Source organism: Vibrio cyclitrophicus, from assembly GCF_024347435.1.
Classification (GTDB): domain Bacteria; phylum Pseudomonadota; class Gammaproteobacteria; order Enterobacterales; family Vibrionaceae; genus Vibrio; species Vibrio cyclitrophicus.
Genome location: NZ_AP025480.1, coordinates 2,654,610 through 2,670,619, shown reverse-complemented (window position 1 = coordinate 2,670,619; position 16,010 = coordinate 2,654,610). Strand labels below are relative to the sequence as shown.

Sequence of the window (16,010 nt, the reverse complement as noted above, 5' to 3'; positions counted from 1 at the left end):
AGAGGATTCGAGGTAACTATCATGGCATATAGCGAAAAAGTAATTGATCACTACGAAAACCCACGTAACGTAGGTTCGTTTGATAAAGAAGATCCAAGTGTAGGTAGCGGCATGGTTGGCGCACCAGCTTGTGGTGACGTAATGAAACTGCAAATCAAAGTATCTGCAGAAGGTATTATTGAAGACGCAAAATTCAAGACTTACGGTTGCGGTAGCGCAATCGCTTCTAGCTCACTAGTAACTGAGTGGGTTAAAGGTAAAAGTATTGATGAAGCAGCTGCTATTAAAAACTCTGAAATCGCAGAAGAGCTAGAGTTGCCACCAGTGAAAGTTCACTGTTCAATTCTTGCTGAAGATGCAATCAAAGCAGCGGTTGCGGATTACAAAAAGAAGCACTAATCGTTTCTACAACGTAATCACTTCAAAAAAGTAATATTTGGGAGCACCCTTTGTGCTCCCCCTGAGTTCTCAATTTATATAAAACACAAGGTTGTAGTATGGCCATCACCATGACAGATACGGCAGCAAGCCGAGTTCAAGCTTTCCTAGATAACCGAGGTAAAGGTATCGGGTTGCGCTTAGCGGTAAAAACTACTGGCTGTTCGGGTATGGCGTATGTACTGGAATTCGTTGACGAGCTCAACGAAGAAGACGAAGTGTTCGAGCATTCAGGTGTTAAGGTCATCATTGATCCAAAGAGCCTAGTTTACCTAGACGGTACTGAGCTTGATTACGTAAAAGAAGGCCTAAACGAAGGTTTTGAATTCAACAACCCTAACGCGAAAGGCGAATGTGGTTGTGGTGAGAGCTTCAATGTATAAACGCCTCAATCGTTGAGCGTTTATAATGAGCGAAGAATAAAATTAGGCTCTAAGTAAAGAGCCTAAACTTAGGACCACCGTTACATGAATCATTTCGAATTATTTGGGCTACCACTTCAGTTTCAACTGGATGGTAGCCTTCTTTCTTCTCAGTTTAGAGATCTGCAACGCCAATTCCACCCTGATAAATTTGCCACGGCTTCTGAGCGAGATCGCTTGCTGGCTGTGCAAAAAGCTGCGCAAATCAATGATGCGTACCAGGTGTTGAAAAATCCAGTCAGCCGTGCTGAATACCTGTTAGTTCAACATGGTGAGGATATTCGTGGTGAGCAGCAGACTATGCAAGATCCTATGTTCCTGATGGAGCAAATGGAATTGCGTGAAGAGCTGGAAGATATCGCCGACAGTTCTGATCCTGAAGATGCTTTGTTTGCATTTGAAGGAAAGGTTAGCAAAATGTATAAACAACAATTAAGCGCTATCCAACAAGAACTCGACAGCGAAGCTTGGTTAGAAGCTGCAGACCGAGTAAGAAAGCTTAAGTTTATTGCAAAATTAAAGAATGAAATCGAGTTAGTTGAAGATCGTTTGATCGGCTAGTTCGTATAACAAGGACACATCCATGGCACTACTTCAGATTGCAGAACCAGGGCAAAGCGCCGCTCCTCACCAGCACAAGCTTGCAGTGGGTATTGATTTAGGTACAACAAACTCATTGGTTGCGTCAGTGCGCAGTGGTGAGGCGAGCACGCTTGTTGATCAACAAGGTCGCAGTATTCTCCCTTCCGTTGTTCACTATCAGTCAGAGTCGTACACCACTGGTGATGAAGCGCGTGTAAATGCACAAACTGATCCTAAAAATACCATTATCTCAGTTAAGCGATTAATCGGTCGTTCACTGTCAGATATTCAACAGCGATACCCATCTCTGCCATATCAGTTTGAAGAAAGTGATAATGGCCTGCCTGTGATTAACACAGCGCAAGGAAATAAGAACCCAATTCAAGTATCTGCAGATATTCTTCGTGCACTCGGTCAACGTGCTGAGTCGACGTTAGGTGGTGAATTGGCTGGTGCCGTGATTACCGTCCCTGCGTACTTTGATGATGCACAACGTGCAGGTACCAAAGACGCAGCGCAACTTGCTGGTCTTCATGTGTTACGTCTTCTTAATGAACCCACTGCAGCTGCGATTGCTTATGGCTTGGATTCAGGTAAAGAAGGGGTAATCGCTGTTTATGACTTAGGCGGTGGTACGTTTGATATCTCTATCCTACGCCTGTCTAAAGGTGTCTTCGAAGTTTTAGCAACCGGTGGTGACTCTGCATTAGGCGGCGATGACTTTGACCATTTAATTGCGGATCATTTCCAAGAGCAAATGGGCTTGTTAGAGCTGACAGCAGAACAGAACCGTATTCTTCTAGACGCAGCAACAGAAGCGAAGATTGGCTTATCTGAAGCTGAAAGCGTTAATGTTGAAGCACTAGGTTGGTCTGGCTCATTAACTCGTGAAGAGTTCGAAGAGCTCATCAAGCCACTAGTTAAGAAAACGCTGCTTTCGTGCCGCCGAGCACTGAAAGATGCGGAAGTTGACGCGGATGAAGTACTAGAAGTCGTGATGGTAGGTGGTTCAACTCGTACCTTACTTGTTCGTGAAATGGTCGGTGGCTTCTTTGGTCGTACTCCATTAACCAGTATTAACCCTGATGAAGTGGTTGCGATTGGCGCATCGATTCAAGCGGATATCTTAGTTGGCAACAAGCCTGACTCTGAGATGCTGCTATTGGATGTTATCCCTCTGTCACTGGGTATCGAAACCATGGGTGGCTTAGTCGAAAAGATCATCCCTCGTAATACCACGATCCCAGTTGCTCGTGCACAAGAGTTTACCACGTTCAAAGACGGTCAAACTGCAATGACAGTACACACCGTGCAAGGCGAGCGTGAGATGGTTGATGACTGTCGTTCACTGGCTCGATTTGCTTTGAAAGGCATCCCGCCGATGACAGCAGGTGCTGCTCATATTCGCGTTACTTACCAAGTGGATGCTGATGGTCTACTGTCGGTTACCGCAATGGAGAAGAGCACTGGCGTTCAAGCTGAAATCCAAGTTAAGCCTTCTTACGGTCTAAGCGATAACGAAGTGGCCAGCATGCTGAAAGATTCGATGACGTTTGCAAAAGAAGACATGCAAGCGCGTGCTCTTGCTGAGCAACGCGTAGAAGCGGATCGAGTTATTGAAGGCTTAATTGCTGCGATGCAAGCCGATGGTGATGAGTTGCTGGATGAGCAAGGCAAGCAACAACTTGTTCAAGCCATTGAAGCACTGATTGAAGTGCGCAATGGCGACAATGCCGATGCCATTGAACTAGAAATTAAAAATATCGACAAAGCGAGCCAAGACTTTGCTTCTCGTCGTATGGATAAATCAATTCGTGCTGCACTGTCAGGTCAGTCAGTCGATAATATTTAATAGTTAGAGAATAGATAAACATGCCAAAGATTATTGTTTTACCTCACGAAGATCTATGTCCAGAAGGCGCTGTTTTAGAAGCAAAAACTGGTGAGACGGTTCTTGATGTTGCATTGAAGGCCGGTATTGGTATTGAACACGCATGTGAGAAGTCGTGTGCATGTACTACATGTCACGTTGTGATTCGTGAAGGCTTTGATTCTTTAGAAGAGAGCGATGACCTAGAAGACGACATGCTAGATAAAGCATGGGGCTTAGAGATGGAATCCCGCCTAGGTTGCCAAGCTAAAGTTGCTGATACGGATCTTGTTGTAGAGATTCCAAAGTACACGCTGAACCTAGCTTCTGAAGATCACTAAGAACTTGTTTTTAGTAACGGTTTCTATGGTTATAACTGTGTAATTATTATTTAGACAGCCATTACTAGAACAGCCATGTTAAGAAACAGGCCTAGAATATAGATCATAAAGGTGACAGAGCGTCGCTGATAAAAATAAGGAAGTGTTATGAGCTTGAAGTGGATTGATTCGCGAGATATCGCAATTGAACTATGTGATTTGTACCCAGATACTGACCCTAAAACGGTTCGTTTTACCGATTTGCATCAGTGGGTGTTAGACCTTGAAGAGTTCGACGACGCGCCGAACAACTCTAATGAGAAAATCTTAGAGGCTATTATTTTGTGCTGGATGGATGAGATGGATTAATCCTCTTGTCTAATGATTAGGTTGTGGGTTGGCATCAGTCCAATATAAAACGCAGCCAAGTTAACAATTCTTACTAAAAACAGCGGACCTTATGGTCCGTTTTTTTATCAAAATGACATTTTACTCCTACATAATGCTAACATCAGTGCGCTAATAAAAAATAATCAGAACCACTTAATAACGGTGGTTCATGACAAGGAGAAATCATGTCTACACAGATGTCAGTATTTTTAAGTCAAGAAGCTGCCCAGCCTCAGTGGGGAGCTAGAGCTATTTTATCGTTTTCTGAAGCAGGAGCGACAATTCATATTGGTGAAGGTCACGATTTAGGCGCAGTTCAACGTGCTGGTCGTACGCTTGACGGACAAGGTATCGCATTCGTTTCACTTCGTGGTGAAGGTTGGGATCTAGAAAGCGTTTGGGCTTTCTACCAAGGCTACCGTGGACCAAAGAAAAAGAATGCATTGGAATGGGATGCACTTTCAGAAGCTGATCAAGTAGAGCTAGAAGCTCGCATTCGTGCTACTGATTGGACTCGTGACATTATCAACAAAACCGCTGAAGAAGTGGCACCTCGTCAATTAGCGACAATGGCTGCTGAATACATCAAGTCAGTGGCGCCAGCAGGCACAGTGAAAGCGAAAATCGTTAAAGATAAAGATCTACTAACTGAAGGTTGGGAAGGCATCTACGCAGTAGGGCGTGGCTCTGAGCGTACATCAGCAATGCTTCAATTGGATTTCAACCCAACAGGCGACGAAAATGCACCTGTATTTGCTTGTCTAGTCGGTAAAGGTATCACTTTCGACTCAGGCGGTTACAGCATCAAGCCAGGTCAATTCATGACAGCAATGAAGGCTGATATGGGCGGCGCTGCAACCATCACTGGTGGCCTTGGTCTTGCAATTGAACGTGGCTTGAACAAGCGTATTAAGCTTATTCTATGTTGTGCAGAGAACATGATCTCTGGTCGTGCATTGAAGCTTGGCGACATCATTACCTACAAAAATGGTAAGACGGTTGAGATCATGAATACTGACGCTGAAGGTCGCTTGGTTCTTGCTGATGGTTTGATGTACGCAAGTGCACAAAATCCAGAATTGATCATTGATTGCGCAACGCTAACTGGCGCAGCGAAAAATGCACTAGGTAACGACTACCATGCACTATTAAGCTTCGATGATGAACTGTCTCACCAAGCGCTAACGGCTGCGAACCAAGAGAAAGAAGGCCTATGGCCACTGCCTCTTGCTGATTTACACCGTGGTATGCTGCCTTCAAACTTTGCTGATCTTTCAAACATCAGTTCAGGAGATTACACGCCGGGTGCAAGTACCGCTGCTGCATTCCTTTCTTACTTTGTAGACGACTACAAAAAAGGTTGGATTCACCTGGATTGCTCAGGTACTTACCGTAAATCTGCAAGTGATAAATGGTCGGCTGGTGCAACGGGTATGGGTGTTCGTACGCTCGCTCGCCTTCTTATCGATCAAGCAAAATAATAATAAGAATGTGCGGTATTTCGATGCCGCTCATTCAGAAACTAAGATCGAATGATCTCAGTAATTTCAGTATTTAATAACAAAAAAATGAAGTGAAGGAATCCCTATGGCTCTAGAAAGAACGTTCTCAATTGTTAAGCCAGATGCAGTTAAGCGTAACCTTGTTGGTGAAATCTACCACCGCATCGAAAAGGCAGGCCTAGAAATTATTGCTGCTAAAATGGTTCGTCTTACTGAAGAACAAGCAAGTGGCTTCTACGCAGAACACGAAGGCAAAGAATTCTTCCCGGCTCTTAAAGAGTTTATGACTTCTGGTCCTATCATGGTTCAAGTACTTGAAGGCGAAAACGCGATTGCTCGTTACCGCGAATTGATGGGCAAAACAAACCCAGAAGAAGCAGCATGCGGCACTATCCGTGCTGACTACGCTATCAGCATGCGTTACAACTCAGTACATGGCAGTGACAGCCCTGAGTCAGCAGCTCGTGAAATCGAATTCTTCTTCCCAGAATCTGAAATTTGCCCGCGCCCAGCTGAATAAGCAGACAACAGCAAGTATCAATAAAGGCTTCACTTCGGTGAGGTCTTTATTGTATCTGATGGATTGTGGGAAAAGAGGTGCAGTTAAAAGAGAGATTCCAGATACCTCGTCCCTCGGTTCTGGAATGACGAGGTTTGAGGAACTCGTGACCTGATGACTATGAATGGAAAGTTACTGAGTAAGTTTTTACGTTATTCCCGATAGCGACGGAGGAGCGTAATCGAGAATCTCGCTTTGAATTGGCCAAACGTAAGCAGGTAAATTTGGTTGTGTGAATTTTAATCACTTAAGTTTGAATGTCTTAGTAAACACAAGGTTTTACAGTACTTGTTGAAGTTGCGTAAAGCCTGTACAATTCGCGCCCTTAATTATTGTTCCGTCACTGAGAGGCATCATGACCACAGCTAAAGTCAATCTACTCGATTTTGATCGTAAAGGTCTTCGTAAATTTTTCACAGAAGAACTGAATGAGAAAGCGTTTAGAGCAGAGCAAGTGATGAAGTGGATTTATCACTTCGGTGTCGATGACTTCGAACAAATGAACAACATTAACAAAAAGTTACGTGAGAAACTTCAACGTCGTTGTGAGATTGTTGCACCTGTTGTTTCTGAAGCTCAGCACTCTACAGATGGCACAATTAAATGGGCTATGAGCGTTGGCGACCAAGACGTTGAAACCGTATACATCCCAGATGGTGACCGTGCGACGCTATGTGTATCTTCACAAGTTGGTTGTGCACTTGAGTGTAAATTCTGTTCAACAGCTCAACAAGGCTTTAATCGTAACCTAAAAGTTTCAGAGATTGTTGGTCAAATTTGGCGTGCATCTCGTGAGATTGGTCTAGAGAAAGAAACAGGTCGTCGCCCAATTACTAACGTTGTAATGATGGGTATGGGTGAACCTCTATTGAACATGAAGAATCTAATTCCATCATTAGAAATCATGCTTGATGATCTTGGCTTCGCACTGTCTAAGCGTCGTGTAACGGTATCAACTTCTGGTGTTGTATCTGGCCTTGACCAAATGACTGATAACATCGACGTAGCACTTGCGATTTCTCTACATGCACCAAACGATGCACTACGTAGCCAAATCATGCCGATCAACGACCGTTGGGATATCCAAGACTTCCTAGCGTCTGTTCGTCGTTACATTGCTTCTTCAAATGCTAACCGCGGTAAAGTAACCGTTGAGTACGTTCTATTGGATCATGTGAATGACGATATGGACCATGCTCGTGAACTTGCTGAGCTAATGAAAGATACGCCATGTAAGATTAACTTGATTCCATTTAACCCTTACCCAGGGTCACCTTACAAGAAGCCAAGTAATTCTCGTATTGATCGCTTCCAAAAAACGCTGATGGAATACAACTACACAGTAACGGTTCGTAAAACTCGTGGTGATGACATTGATGCCGCATGTGGCCAATTGGTGGGGGATGTTATTGACAGAACCAAGCGTACCAAAATGCTGAAAGCCGCCTCAGAAGCTAACCTCATTGCAGGTGGTGTGATTGAAGTAAAAGCGGTTTAAACGCGATTGGAATTTAAACAAGCCAGAAGTCTAACTTCTGGCTTGTTGCTTTTTGGGAGAGTTAATTTCCAATTTTTAGACTTTTTTCCCATGCTTTCTTACATTTTTCGTCAAATTTTGGACAAAACCATGAGCTGACGGTAAATTTTGTTTAAAGTGTTTTTGCCTTGTAATGGCATTAGCTTATGATTAACTAATCTTAAATTAATTTTAAGTGCTCGCTTGTTACTGATCATCAATATGTCTATTTAGGTTGGCTACTTGATAAACTAGCTTCCTGAGAGCGTCGTTCATAACGGTATGACCGATGTTTGTCTTTAAGGGTTGATGATTTAAGTAACAGGAAAAATTCCACATAAAGTGGGTTGCTAGATTGAGCTTAAACGACAATAAAAACATGCTCTCATCAACCTGCGATAATACTTTAGAAGTTCACTCTCTATGAACACAGAACACGACACAAAAACACCTGAAATAGTTGCACCGACTTTAGAAGCAGGAACACTGCTTAAAAATAAGCGTGAATCTCTTGGTTTAACACAAAAGCAGATCTCTGATCGCTTGAAGCTTCGCGTTACTTTGATTCAACAAATCGAAGAAAACCAGTTCGAATCTGACCAAGTGGCAACGTTTATGCGTGGCTACATTCGCTCATATGCGAAGTACGTTAATCTTGATGAGAAAGTGGTTTTAAATGCGCTTCATCATTCTGGTGACGCTCAACATCAAGAACAAGAAATGCTGAGCTTTTCTCGTAAGACCAAAACCGAAAAGCACAATAGCCGTATTATGTTCCTAACTTGGAGTATTTTCGCGGTGATTGTAGGCATGTCTTCATTGTGGTGGTGGCAGAACCAACAGCAAGACACCTTGTCTCAATCTCTGGTTAATACCGAAAGCTCAGAAGAGCTAATGGTCGATGAGTCGCTAGACCCTGAATTAACGTCATTAGAAGTGATTGAAGCTGAACAAAACACAGAGACATCTTTTGTTACTGAAAACTCTGATGATCTGACTTCTACAAATACAGCTGAAACTTCAGAAACTATTGAACTAGTTGAACAGATGGAAGAAGCACAACAAGCTGCAGACGTCGCTTCTGTTACGGCAGAATTAGAAACGGTAGCTCCAGAATCTGTGGTTAACGAGCTAGTGATGCAGTTTTCTGCCGATTGCTGGATCCAAGTGAAAGATGCTTCGGGTAAAACGTTGTCTACTGGCATCAAAAAAGCAGGCCAGACCTTAAATCTTTCTGGAGCTGCACCATATAAAGTGATTCTGGGTGCGCCTGAAGGCGTATCGATGACATTTGCAAGTGAACCTGTCGACCTTTCTGGGTATACTTCAGGCAAAGTAGCTAGAATAACCTTACCTTAGAGTTAATATGCAACACGAATCTCCTATTATTCGTCGCAAATCAACCCGTATTTATGTGGGTGATGTGCCGATCGGTGATGGTGCACCAATTGCTGTGCAATCCATGACCAACACAAGAACAACTGATGTAGCCGCGACCGTTGCTCAAATTCGAGCTTTGGAAAAAGTGGGTGCTGATATCGTTCGCGTATCTGTTCCTACTATGGATGCCGCTGAAGCGTTTAAGTTAATCAAGCAGCAAGTATCTGTTCCTTTGGTTGCTGATATTCATTTCGACTACCGTATCGCCCTTAAAGTGGCTGAATATGGCGTTGACTGTTTGCGTATCAACCCTGGTAACATCGGTAATGAAAGTCGTATCCGCTCCGTTGTTGATTGTGCTCGCGATATGAATATTCCGATTCGTATTGGTGTTAACGGCGGCTCTCTTGAAAAAGAGATCCAAGAGAAATACACAGAACCGACAGCCGAAGCGCTTGTTGAATCCGCAATGCGTCACGTCGATATCCTAGACCGTTTGAACTTTGATCAATTTAAAGTCAGCGTTAAGGCTTCTGATGTCTTCCTCGCCGTCGGCTCTTACCGTTTGCTGGCTAAGCAGATTGACCAACCACTTCACCTTGGTATCACCGAAGCGGGCGGTGCTCGTGCTGGCTCTGTGAAGTCAGCTGTGGGTCTAGGTATGCTTCTTTCTGAAGGTATCGGTGACACGCTGCGTATCTCGCTAGCGGCTGATCCTGTTGAAGAGATCAAAGTTGGCTTTGATATTCTTAAATCTTTGCGCATTCGCTCGCGTGGCATCAACTTCATTGCGTGCCCGAGCTGTTCTCGTCAAGAGTTCGATGTTATTAACACCGTTAACGCCCTTGAAGAGCGCTTAGAAGACGTTATTACCCCAATGGACGTATCAATCATCGGTTGTGTGGTTAACGGCCCTGGTGAAGCTGAAGTGTCTCACTTAGGTTTAGCCGGTAGTGCACGTAAAAGTGCCTTCTACGAAGACGGTAAGCGTCAGAAAGAGCGCTTCGACAACGATGATCTTGTCGACAAACTTGAAGCTAAGATTCGTGCAAAAGCGTCAGTGCTTGATAAAGCAAATCGCATTGATGTAGAAAACTTAGAAGATTAATACAACGCGATGGGGTGTGACTGTCTATTCGCACTAACACCTGGTCGTGAGAAATTACGGAATAAATACTGTGGCTAAAAATATCCAAGCAATTCGAGGCATGAACGACTGCCTTCCAACTCAATCACCACTGTGGCAGAAAGTAGAAAGCGCAGTTAAAAACGTGGTGAGTGCATACGGTTACAACGAAGTACGTATGCCTATCGTTGAAGAAACAAACCTATTTAGCCGTGCCGTTGGTGAAGAGACAGACGTTGTTTCTAAAGAGATGTACACCTTTGACGACCGCAATGGCGATAGCCTAACGCTGCGTCCAGAAGGCACAGCTGGTTGTGTACGTTCATGTATTCAAAATAGCCTTATCAACCGTGATGAACAGCGCCTATGGTACATGGGCCCGATGTTCCGCCACGAGCGTCCTCAAAAAGGTCGTTACCGTCAATTCCACCAATGTGGTGTTGAAGTGTTTGGCTTAGACGGTCCAGACGTTGACGCAGAACTTATCATGATGACAGCTCGCCTATGGCGTGAGCTAGGTATCGATAAGCACGTTCGCCTAGAGCTAAACTCAATCGGTTCTCAAGAAGATCGCGTAAGCTACCGCACTGCGTTAGTGGCTTTCCTTGAGCAACACATTGATGTGCTAGATGATGATTGTAAACGTCGTATGCACACTAACCCTCTACGTGTACTTGATACTAAGAACCCTGATGTTCAAGCTATCTTAGGTGACGCACCTCGACTATCTGAATATCTAGGTGAAGAATCGAAGCAACATTTTGCTGGTTTGTGTGAACTTCTTGACGCTGTTGGTATCGAATACCAAGTTAATGAGCGTCTAGTACGCGGCCTAGATTACTACAACCGTACCGTATTTGAGTGGATCACAGACAGCCTTGGTGCTCAAGGTACAGTATGTGGCGGCGGCCGTTACGATGGTCTTGTTGAGCAACTGGGCGGAAAAGCAACCAATGCAGTTGGCTTCGCAATGGGTCTAGAGCGTCTGGTTCTGATGATGGAAACGCTAGAACTAACAGAAGTTCGCCGTAGCGTTGATGTTTACATGGTTGCGGCTGGCGAAGGCACTATGATCGCAGGCATGCAACTAGCGAATCAATTACGCGACACTGTAGAAGGCGTGCGTGTGATGAACCACTTTGGTGGTGGTAACTTCAAGAAGCAATTCAAACGTGCTGACAAAGTAGGTGCCGTTGTGGCGCTAGTGCTTGGTGAGAACGAAGTTGCTGATAATACCGTTGTACTAAAAGATTTGGTTGGCGGCGAGCAAGAAACCGTGTCTCAAGCGGAAGTTGCAGAGAAAGTTGCTGCGCTAATCTAATTAGCCATTGAGCAAACGCTCATAATGAATATTAACGTCAGCACTATGCTGGCGTTTAAAGAATTAAAGAGGACAGGAAGTGGAACTTTACGATAGCGAAGAGCAACAGGTTGAAGCCATTAAAGATTGGTGGAAAGAGAACGGTAAAGCCGTAATCTTTGGTGCGGTTATTGGTTTAGGTGGTCTATTTGGTTGGCGCTATTACCAAGATTCAGTCCTTGAAGCGCGTGAAGCTGCTTCAGAAAGCTATACCTCTGTCATTTCAGCTCTTGATGCTAAGGGCGTTGATGCTCAATCTGACATTCAAGCTTTCATCGACGCAAATAAAGACGCTGAGTATTCCGTTCTTGCTGCTATGCAACTAGCAAAAGCACAAGTACAAGCGGGCGAACTTGCAGCGGCACTTGAACAGCTTGAGTGGGCAAAATCGGCAACTAAGGATGCGGCTCTAGCGCCACTTCTTACTTACCGTGTTGCACGTATCAAAGCTGAGCAAGGTGAATTTGACGCAGCATTGACTGATCTTGAAGCGATGACTGACGAATCCTGGAAAGGCCGTGTTGCTGAACTACGTGGTGATATTTCACTTCGTAAAGGCGATACAGACGCAGCATACAGTGCTTACACAGAAGCACAGCAAGCTGTTGATGCTAGCCAAACGCTTCAAATCAAACTTGACGACCTAGCTAAATAAGGCGCTTTGAATGAAGAAGATGTTTCCCAAAGCGGCGTTGTGTGCGATTGCTCTTGGCCTGTTAGTAGGCTGTGCGGGTGAAGAAGACACAGTCATTATGGCTCCAGTACCAACAGTAAATAGCGAGTTCACTCCTAAACAGGAATGGTCTACGTCAGTTGGTGATGGTGTTGGTCACTACTTTTCAAAACTATCGCCAGAACTGGCGTACGACAAAGTATTTGTTGCAAGCCGCGAAGGTTTGGTTAAAGCGCTTGATCCTGAAACGGGTAAAGAGCTCTGGAAAGTCGATCTAGAGAAAGACGTACTGGCTCGTTTATCGGGTGGCTTAACGGCGGCTTACGGCAAAGTATTTGTTGGTTCTGAGAATGGCGAAATGATCGCGTTGGACGAATCGACGGGTGAAGAGCTATGGCGTGTTTCAGTGAATGGCGAGGTGCTTGCATCCCCAGCGACTGAAAACAATATGGTACTGGTTCATACTAGTCGCGGCATGATGATTGCTCTAGACCAAGAGACCGGTGAGCAAAAGTGGACAATCAGCACTGAAGTTCCAAGCCTAACACTCCGTGGTGACAGTACGCCTATTGCTGTTTCTGGTGGTGTTTTCTGGGGTACGGCAAATGGTCGTCTAGCTGCCGCTATTGTTGACCGTGGCCAGCTTATTTGGCAACAGCCAGTAGGTACGCCAAAAGGTGCAACGGAAATTGATCGCTTAGTGGATGTTGATGCATCTCCAGTTGTTCTTGGTGGTACTTTGTATACCGTTGGTATCAATGGTCAATTGATTGCTATCGATCTTCGAGCTGGCAAGCCAATTTGGAAACGTAACTATTCGTCAGCGATTGATCTCGCGAGTGATGGCAGTCGTTTGTTTGTGGTTACCGATAAAGACCATGTGGTTGCAGTTGATGCTCGTAGTGGTACTGAACTTTGGAGCACTCCATTGTTAGAAAACCGCTTACTGACAGCACCTGCTATTATTAATGGTTATGTTGTCGTGGGTGACACCGAAGGTTATCTGCACTGGTTAGATCGTTCATCTGGTGAGTTTGTTGCTCAACAGTTAGTCGATGATAGCGGCTTTGCGGTAGCACCAATTGAATTGCCTGAAGGCTACTTAGTGACGACTCGCAATGGCGATGTAAAGAAACTAACGATTAGCCAATAAAAGCGTGATACAATTCACAGTCGGCTCCTGGTTGGTAACAGCCAGGAGCCGTTTTGTTGTTAAAAATTAATAAACCGTGTGGTTATAGGTAAGAGTTTAAACTTGCGAACAAGTGCTTACCTATAACTACATTTAGAGAAGAAATTGTAGAGGTTGTTATGGTACCTGTTGTTGCTCTAGTAGGGCGTCCGAACGTAGGTAAATCTACGTTATTTAACCGATTGACTCGAACTCGTGATGCATTGGTTGCGGATTTTCCTGGCTTAACGCGTGACCGTAAATACGGTCATGCTCATTTTAGCGAGCATGACTTTATTGTTATTGACACTGGTGGTATCGACGGTACCGAAGAAGGTGTTGAAACTAAAATGGCTGAACAGTCGCTAGCGGCGATTGATGAAGCTGATGTCGTTCTATTTATGGTAGATGGCCGTGCTGGTCTAACACCTTCAGACGTAGCGATTGCTAAGCACCTTCGCCAACTAGAAAAGCCTTCAATGCTAGTAGTAAACAAGGTTGATGGTATTGACCCTGATGCGGCAAGTGCTGACTTCTGGCAACTAGGTGTAGAAGACATGTATCAGATCGCTGCTGCGCACGGTCGTGGTGTAACAGCGTTGATTGATCTTGCTCTTAACCCATTTGCGGAAGCGCTTAAAGCTGAGAATGGCGAAGTAAGCGATTTGACTGAGTTTGAAGACGAAGAAGAAGAGCAAGTTGATTTTACTGAAGAAGAAGCGGAAGAAGAATTCAAGCGCCTTCAAGATCAACCGATCAAGCTAGCGATCATTGGCCGTCCTAACGTAGGTAAATCAACATTAACTAACCGTATTCTTGGTGAAGAACGTGTTGTTGTTTACGATATGCCGGGCACAACCCGCGACTCTATCTACATTCCAATGCAGCGTGATGAGCGTGAATACGTTCTAATTGATACTGCGGGTGTTCGTCGTCGTAAAAATATCAACGAAACGGTTGAGAAGTTCTCAGTGGTTAAAACACTGAAAGCGATTGAAGATGCAAACGTTGTATTGCTGCTTATCGATGCTCGCGAAAACATCTCCGATCAAGATCTAAGCTTGTTAGGCTTTGCATTGAACGCGGGTCGTTCAATTGTTATTGCAGTAAACAAATGGGATGGCCTAGATAACGACGTTAAAGATCGCGTTAAGAAAGAATTAGACCGTCGTTTAGGTTTCGTTGATTTTGCACGTATTCACTTTATTTCTGCACTTCATGGTACAGGCGTTGGTCACTTGTTTGAGTCTGTTCAAGAGGCTTACAAGTCAGCAACGACTCGTGTTGGTACTTCTGTGCTAACTCGTATCATGAAAATGGCAACCGATGATCACCAACCGCCTATGGTTCGTGGCCGTCGTGTGAAACTGAAATACGCGCACGCTGGTGGCTACAACCCACCTATTATCGTTATCCACGGTAACCAAGTTCGCAACTTGCCAGATTCATACAAGCGATTCTTGATGAACTACTATCGTCGTTCACTAGAGATTATGGGTACACCTATTCGCATTCAATTCCAGAACAGCGAGAACCCATTTGAAGCGAAAACAAACAAGCTGACAATCTCTCAAGAACGTAAACGTAAGCGCATGATGAGCATGGTTAAAGGTCGTAAGTAAACCTTTCCAATAGATTTGATACCCGAGCCTGTCTCGGGTATTTTTTTAAGCAAAATTCACGTTAAGCCACAAAGACACATTTTTGTTTCGCTGTGGCTTAACGAATCAGACTCGATTTCAAAAGAAGAACAATATGACCACTAGCGATTTGATTACACAAGCTGAAGCAATCCCACCAACCATTACTCAATTTTGTCATCAAGCGTGGCAACTTACGGCGAAAGCGCTGTATGTAGAAAGCGACAGCAGTAAAACTTACCTGATCACTGATGTGACGCCTTTTCATCCTGTGAGTCATATTTGGCCCGATCACCCAGCAGACCAAGGCTTCGTCAATGTTGGTAACGAGCAATATCCTGTGGGAGACTGCCTTGTTGGTGCAATAGAACAATCTACTGGAAAACTTCACATCGCAGCCGATATTCCTGTTAAACGTGATACGGAAGGCTGGGCGTTTGTGGTTGTCCACCAGCTACCTGTATTAGTTTCTATGATTAATGTTAACGACGAAGTGCTGTTGTCGGTTGATAAAGAGTACCAAGCCAGTTTGAGCCGAGGTCACAGTGCTGGCCACATTGCTTTCTTAGCGTTGAATAAAGTATTGGCTGAGAGCTACTGGCGGAAAGATGCCGACAGAAAAGATCCGCTCGGCAGTTACGACTTTAATAGCTACGCACAAGTGACTAGCTTTGTGACTCCTGAGTTGTGTACTGATAAGTATCGTTTGGGCAAAACCCTGAAGAAGCGTGGTTTGAACGTAGCAGATATGCTAACCAATATTGATGGTATCGAAGCTGACATCAATCAGATGATTAAAGGTTGGCTCGCAGATTCGACGCCAGTGGCAATGAGATTGGAAGGCGAGGCATTAACAGACTCTCGTTATTGGGAATGGCAATTGGATAGCGATACTTTAGTGTCGATTCCGTGTGGTGGTACTCACATAGATAATACTTCAGAGCTTGGGGCGTTATCGGTTAAGTTAACTCAGCTAGATGAGCAACATATTGAAATGCTAACGCATGTAATTCGATGATTTCGGTTACAGATCGAAATTACTTATTCTGTTTAACCTGTTT

The 16,010-nt window shown here is 44.4% G+C and carries 16 protein-coding genes; all 16 read left to right on the top strand.

From position 1 onward, the window contains the following. Positions 1–21: 21 nt before the first annotated feature. The 16 genes from iscU (at position 22) to OCW38_RS11715 (ending at position 15,967) form a co-directional block, all read left to right on the top strand. Complete coding sequence (gene iscU, locus OCW38_RS11790) at positions 22–399, top strand: Fe-S cluster assembly scaffold IscU (RefSeq protein ID WP_004735094.1); 378 nt, start codon at positions 22–24, stop codon at positions 397–399. A 98-nt stretch (positions 400–497) separates the two neighbouring features. After that, positions 498–821 (top strand): iron-sulfur cluster assembly protein IscA, encoded by a 324-nt coding sequence (gene iscA, locus OCW38_RS11785; RefSeq protein ID WP_010440519.1) that lies wholly within the window; start codon positions 498–500, stop codon positions 819–821. Between the two features lie 84 nt (positions 822–905). Continuing rightward, entirely contained in the window at positions 906–1,421 is a 516-nt protein-coding gene (hscB, locus tag OCW38_RS11780; RefSeq protein WP_010440522.1) for a co-chaperone HscB, read from the top strand. A 22-nt stretch (positions 1,422–1,443) separates the two neighbouring features. After that, entirely contained in the window at positions 1,444–3,294 is a 1,851-nt protein-coding gene (gene hscA / locus OCW38_RS11775; RefSeq protein WP_016793719.1) for a Fe-S protein assembly chaperone HscA, read from the top strand. 20 nt (positions 3,295–3,314) lie between these two features. Further along, positions 3,315–3,653 carry an ISC system 2Fe-2S type ferredoxin gene (fdx, locus tag OCW38_RS11770; protein ID WP_010440525.1) on the top strand — a complete coding sequence of 113 codons (339 nt, stop codon included), beginning with the start codon at positions 3,315–3,317 and terminating at the stop codon, positions 3,651–3,653. Between the two features lie 147 nt (positions 3,654–3,800). Further along, positions 3,801–4,001 (top strand): Fe-S cluster assembly protein IscX, encoded by a 201-nt coding sequence (gene iscX, locus OCW38_RS11765; protein ID WP_010440526.1) that lies wholly within the window; start codon positions 3,801–3,803, stop codon positions 3,999–4,001. A 206-nt stretch (positions 4,002–4,207) separates the two neighbouring features. Then, positions 4,208–5,503 carry an aminopeptidase PepB gene (gene pepB / locus OCW38_RS11760; RefSeq protein WP_016793720.1) on the top strand — a complete coding sequence of 432 codons (1,296 nt, stop codon included), beginning with the start codon at positions 4,208–4,210 and terminating at the stop codon, positions 5,501–5,503. Between the two features lie 106 nt (positions 5,504–5,609). Continuing rightward, positions 5,610–6,044, top strand: a complete 435-nt coding sequence (ndk, locus tag OCW38_RS11755) for a nucleoside-diphosphate kinase (RefSeq protein WP_010440533.1) — start codon at positions 5,610–5,612, stop codon at positions 6,042–6,044. 394 nt (positions 6,045–6,438) lie between these two features. After that, complete coding sequence (locus OCW38_RS11750) at positions 6,439–7,581, top strand: bifunctional tRNA (adenosine(37)-C2)-methyltransferase TrmG/ribosomal RNA large subunit methyltransferase RlmN (protein ID WP_010440536.1); 1,143 nt, start codon at positions 6,439–6,441, stop codon at positions 7,579–7,581. 441 nt (positions 7,582–8,022) lie between these two features. Further along, positions 8,023–8,958 carry a cytoskeleton protein RodZ gene (gene rodZ / locus OCW38_RS11745; protein ID WP_261894150.1) on the top strand — a complete coding sequence of 312 codons (936 nt, stop codon included), beginning with the start codon at positions 8,023–8,025 and terminating at the stop codon, positions 8,956–8,958. A gap of 7 nt (positions 8,959–8,965) precedes the next feature. Further along, positions 8,966–10,087: a flavodoxin-dependent (E)-4-hydroxy-3-methylbut-2-enyl-diphosphate synthase gene (gene ispG, locus OCW38_RS11740; protein WP_009848294.1), complete on the top strand. Its 1,122-nt coding sequence runs from the start codon at positions 8,966–8,968 to the stop codon at positions 10,085–10,087. A gap of 70 nt (positions 10,088–10,157) precedes the next feature. Then, a complete protein-coding gene (gene hisS / locus OCW38_RS11735) occupies positions 10,158–11,426 on the top strand; it encodes a histidine--tRNA ligase (protein WP_016784836.1) in 1,269 nt (422 codons plus the stop codon). Between the two features lie 79 nt (positions 11,427–11,505). After that, positions 11,506–12,120, top strand: a complete 615-nt coding sequence (locus OCW38_RS11730; protein WP_010440549.1) for a YfgM family protein — start codon at positions 11,506–11,508, stop codon at positions 12,118–12,120. A 10-nt stretch (positions 12,121–12,130) separates the two neighbouring features. Beyond that, the gene (bamB, locus tag OCW38_RS11725; protein WP_261894146.1) at positions 12,131–13,291 is read left to right on the top strand and encodes an outer membrane protein assembly factor BamB; all 1,161 of its coding nucleotides are present in this window, start codon (positions 12,131–12,133) and stop codon (positions 13,289–13,291) included. A gap of 158 nt (positions 13,292–13,449) precedes the next feature. Further along, positions 13,450–14,931 (top strand): ribosome biogenesis GTPase Der, encoded by a 1,482-nt coding sequence (der, locus tag OCW38_RS11720; protein ID WP_010440555.1) that lies wholly within the window; start codon positions 13,450–13,452, stop codon positions 14,929–14,931. Between the two features lie 133 nt (positions 14,932–15,064). Next, complete coding sequence (locus tag OCW38_RS11715; RefSeq protein ID WP_261894144.1) at positions 15,065–15,967, top strand: alanyl-tRNA editing protein; 903 nt, start codon at positions 15,065–15,067, stop codon at positions 15,965–15,967. Positions 15,968–16,010 lie beyond the last annotated feature (43 nt).

What these genes read in the sequence shown, in the direction of transcription:
- iscU (WP_004735094.1), top strand. Translation starts at nt 22, where the DNA reads ATGGCATATAGCGAAAAAGTAATTGATCACTACGAAAACCCACGTAAC.
- iscA (WP_010440519.1), top strand. Translation starts at nt 498, where the DNA reads ATGGCCATCACCATGACAGATACGGCAGCAAGCCGAGTTCAAGCTTTC.
- hscB (WP_010440522.1), top strand. Translation starts at nt 906, where the DNA reads ATGAATCATTTCGAATTATTTGGGCTACCACTTCAGTTTCAACTGGAT.
- hscA (WP_016793719.1), top strand. Translation starts at nt 1,444, where the DNA reads ATGGCACTACTTCAGATTGCAGAACCAGGGCAAAGCGCCGCTCCTCAC.
- fdx (WP_010440525.1), top strand. Translation starts at nt 3,315, where the DNA reads ATGCCAAAGATTATTGTTTTACCTCACGAAGATCTATGTCCAGAAGGC.
- iscX (WP_010440526.1), top strand. Translation starts at nt 3,801, where the DNA reads ATGAGCTTGAAGTGGATTGATTCGCGAGATATCGCAATTGAACTATGT.
- pepB (WP_016793720.1), top strand. Translation starts at nt 4,208, where the DNA reads ATGTCTACACAGATGTCAGTATTTTTAAGTCAAGAAGCTGCCCAGCCT.
- ndk (WP_010440533.1), top strand. Translation starts at nt 5,610, where the DNA reads ATGGCTCTAGAAAGAACGTTCTCAATTGTTAAGCCAGATGCAGTTAAG.
- OCW38_RS11750 (WP_010440536.1), top strand. Translation starts at nt 6,439, where the DNA reads ATGACCACAGCTAAAGTCAATCTACTCGATTTTGATCGTAAAGGTCTT.
- rodZ (WP_261894150.1), top strand. Translation starts at nt 8,023, where the DNA reads ATGAACACAGAACACGACACAAAAACACCTGAAATAGTTGCACCGACT.
- ispG (WP_009848294.1), top strand. Translation starts at nt 8,966, where the DNA reads ATGCAACACGAATCTCCTATTATTCGTCGCAAATCAACCCGTATTTAT.
- bamB (WP_261894146.1), top strand. Translation starts at nt 12,131, where the DNA reads ATGAAGAAGATGTTTCCCAAAGCGGCGTTGTGTGCGATTGCTCTTGGC.
- der (WP_010440555.1), top strand. Translation starts at nt 13,450, where the DNA reads ATGGTACCTGTTGTTGCTCTAGTAGGGCGTCCGAACGTAGGTAAATCT.
- OCW38_RS11715 (WP_261894144.1), top strand. Translation starts at nt 15,065, where the DNA reads ATGACCACTAGCGATTTGATTACACAAGCTGAAGCAATCCCACCAACC.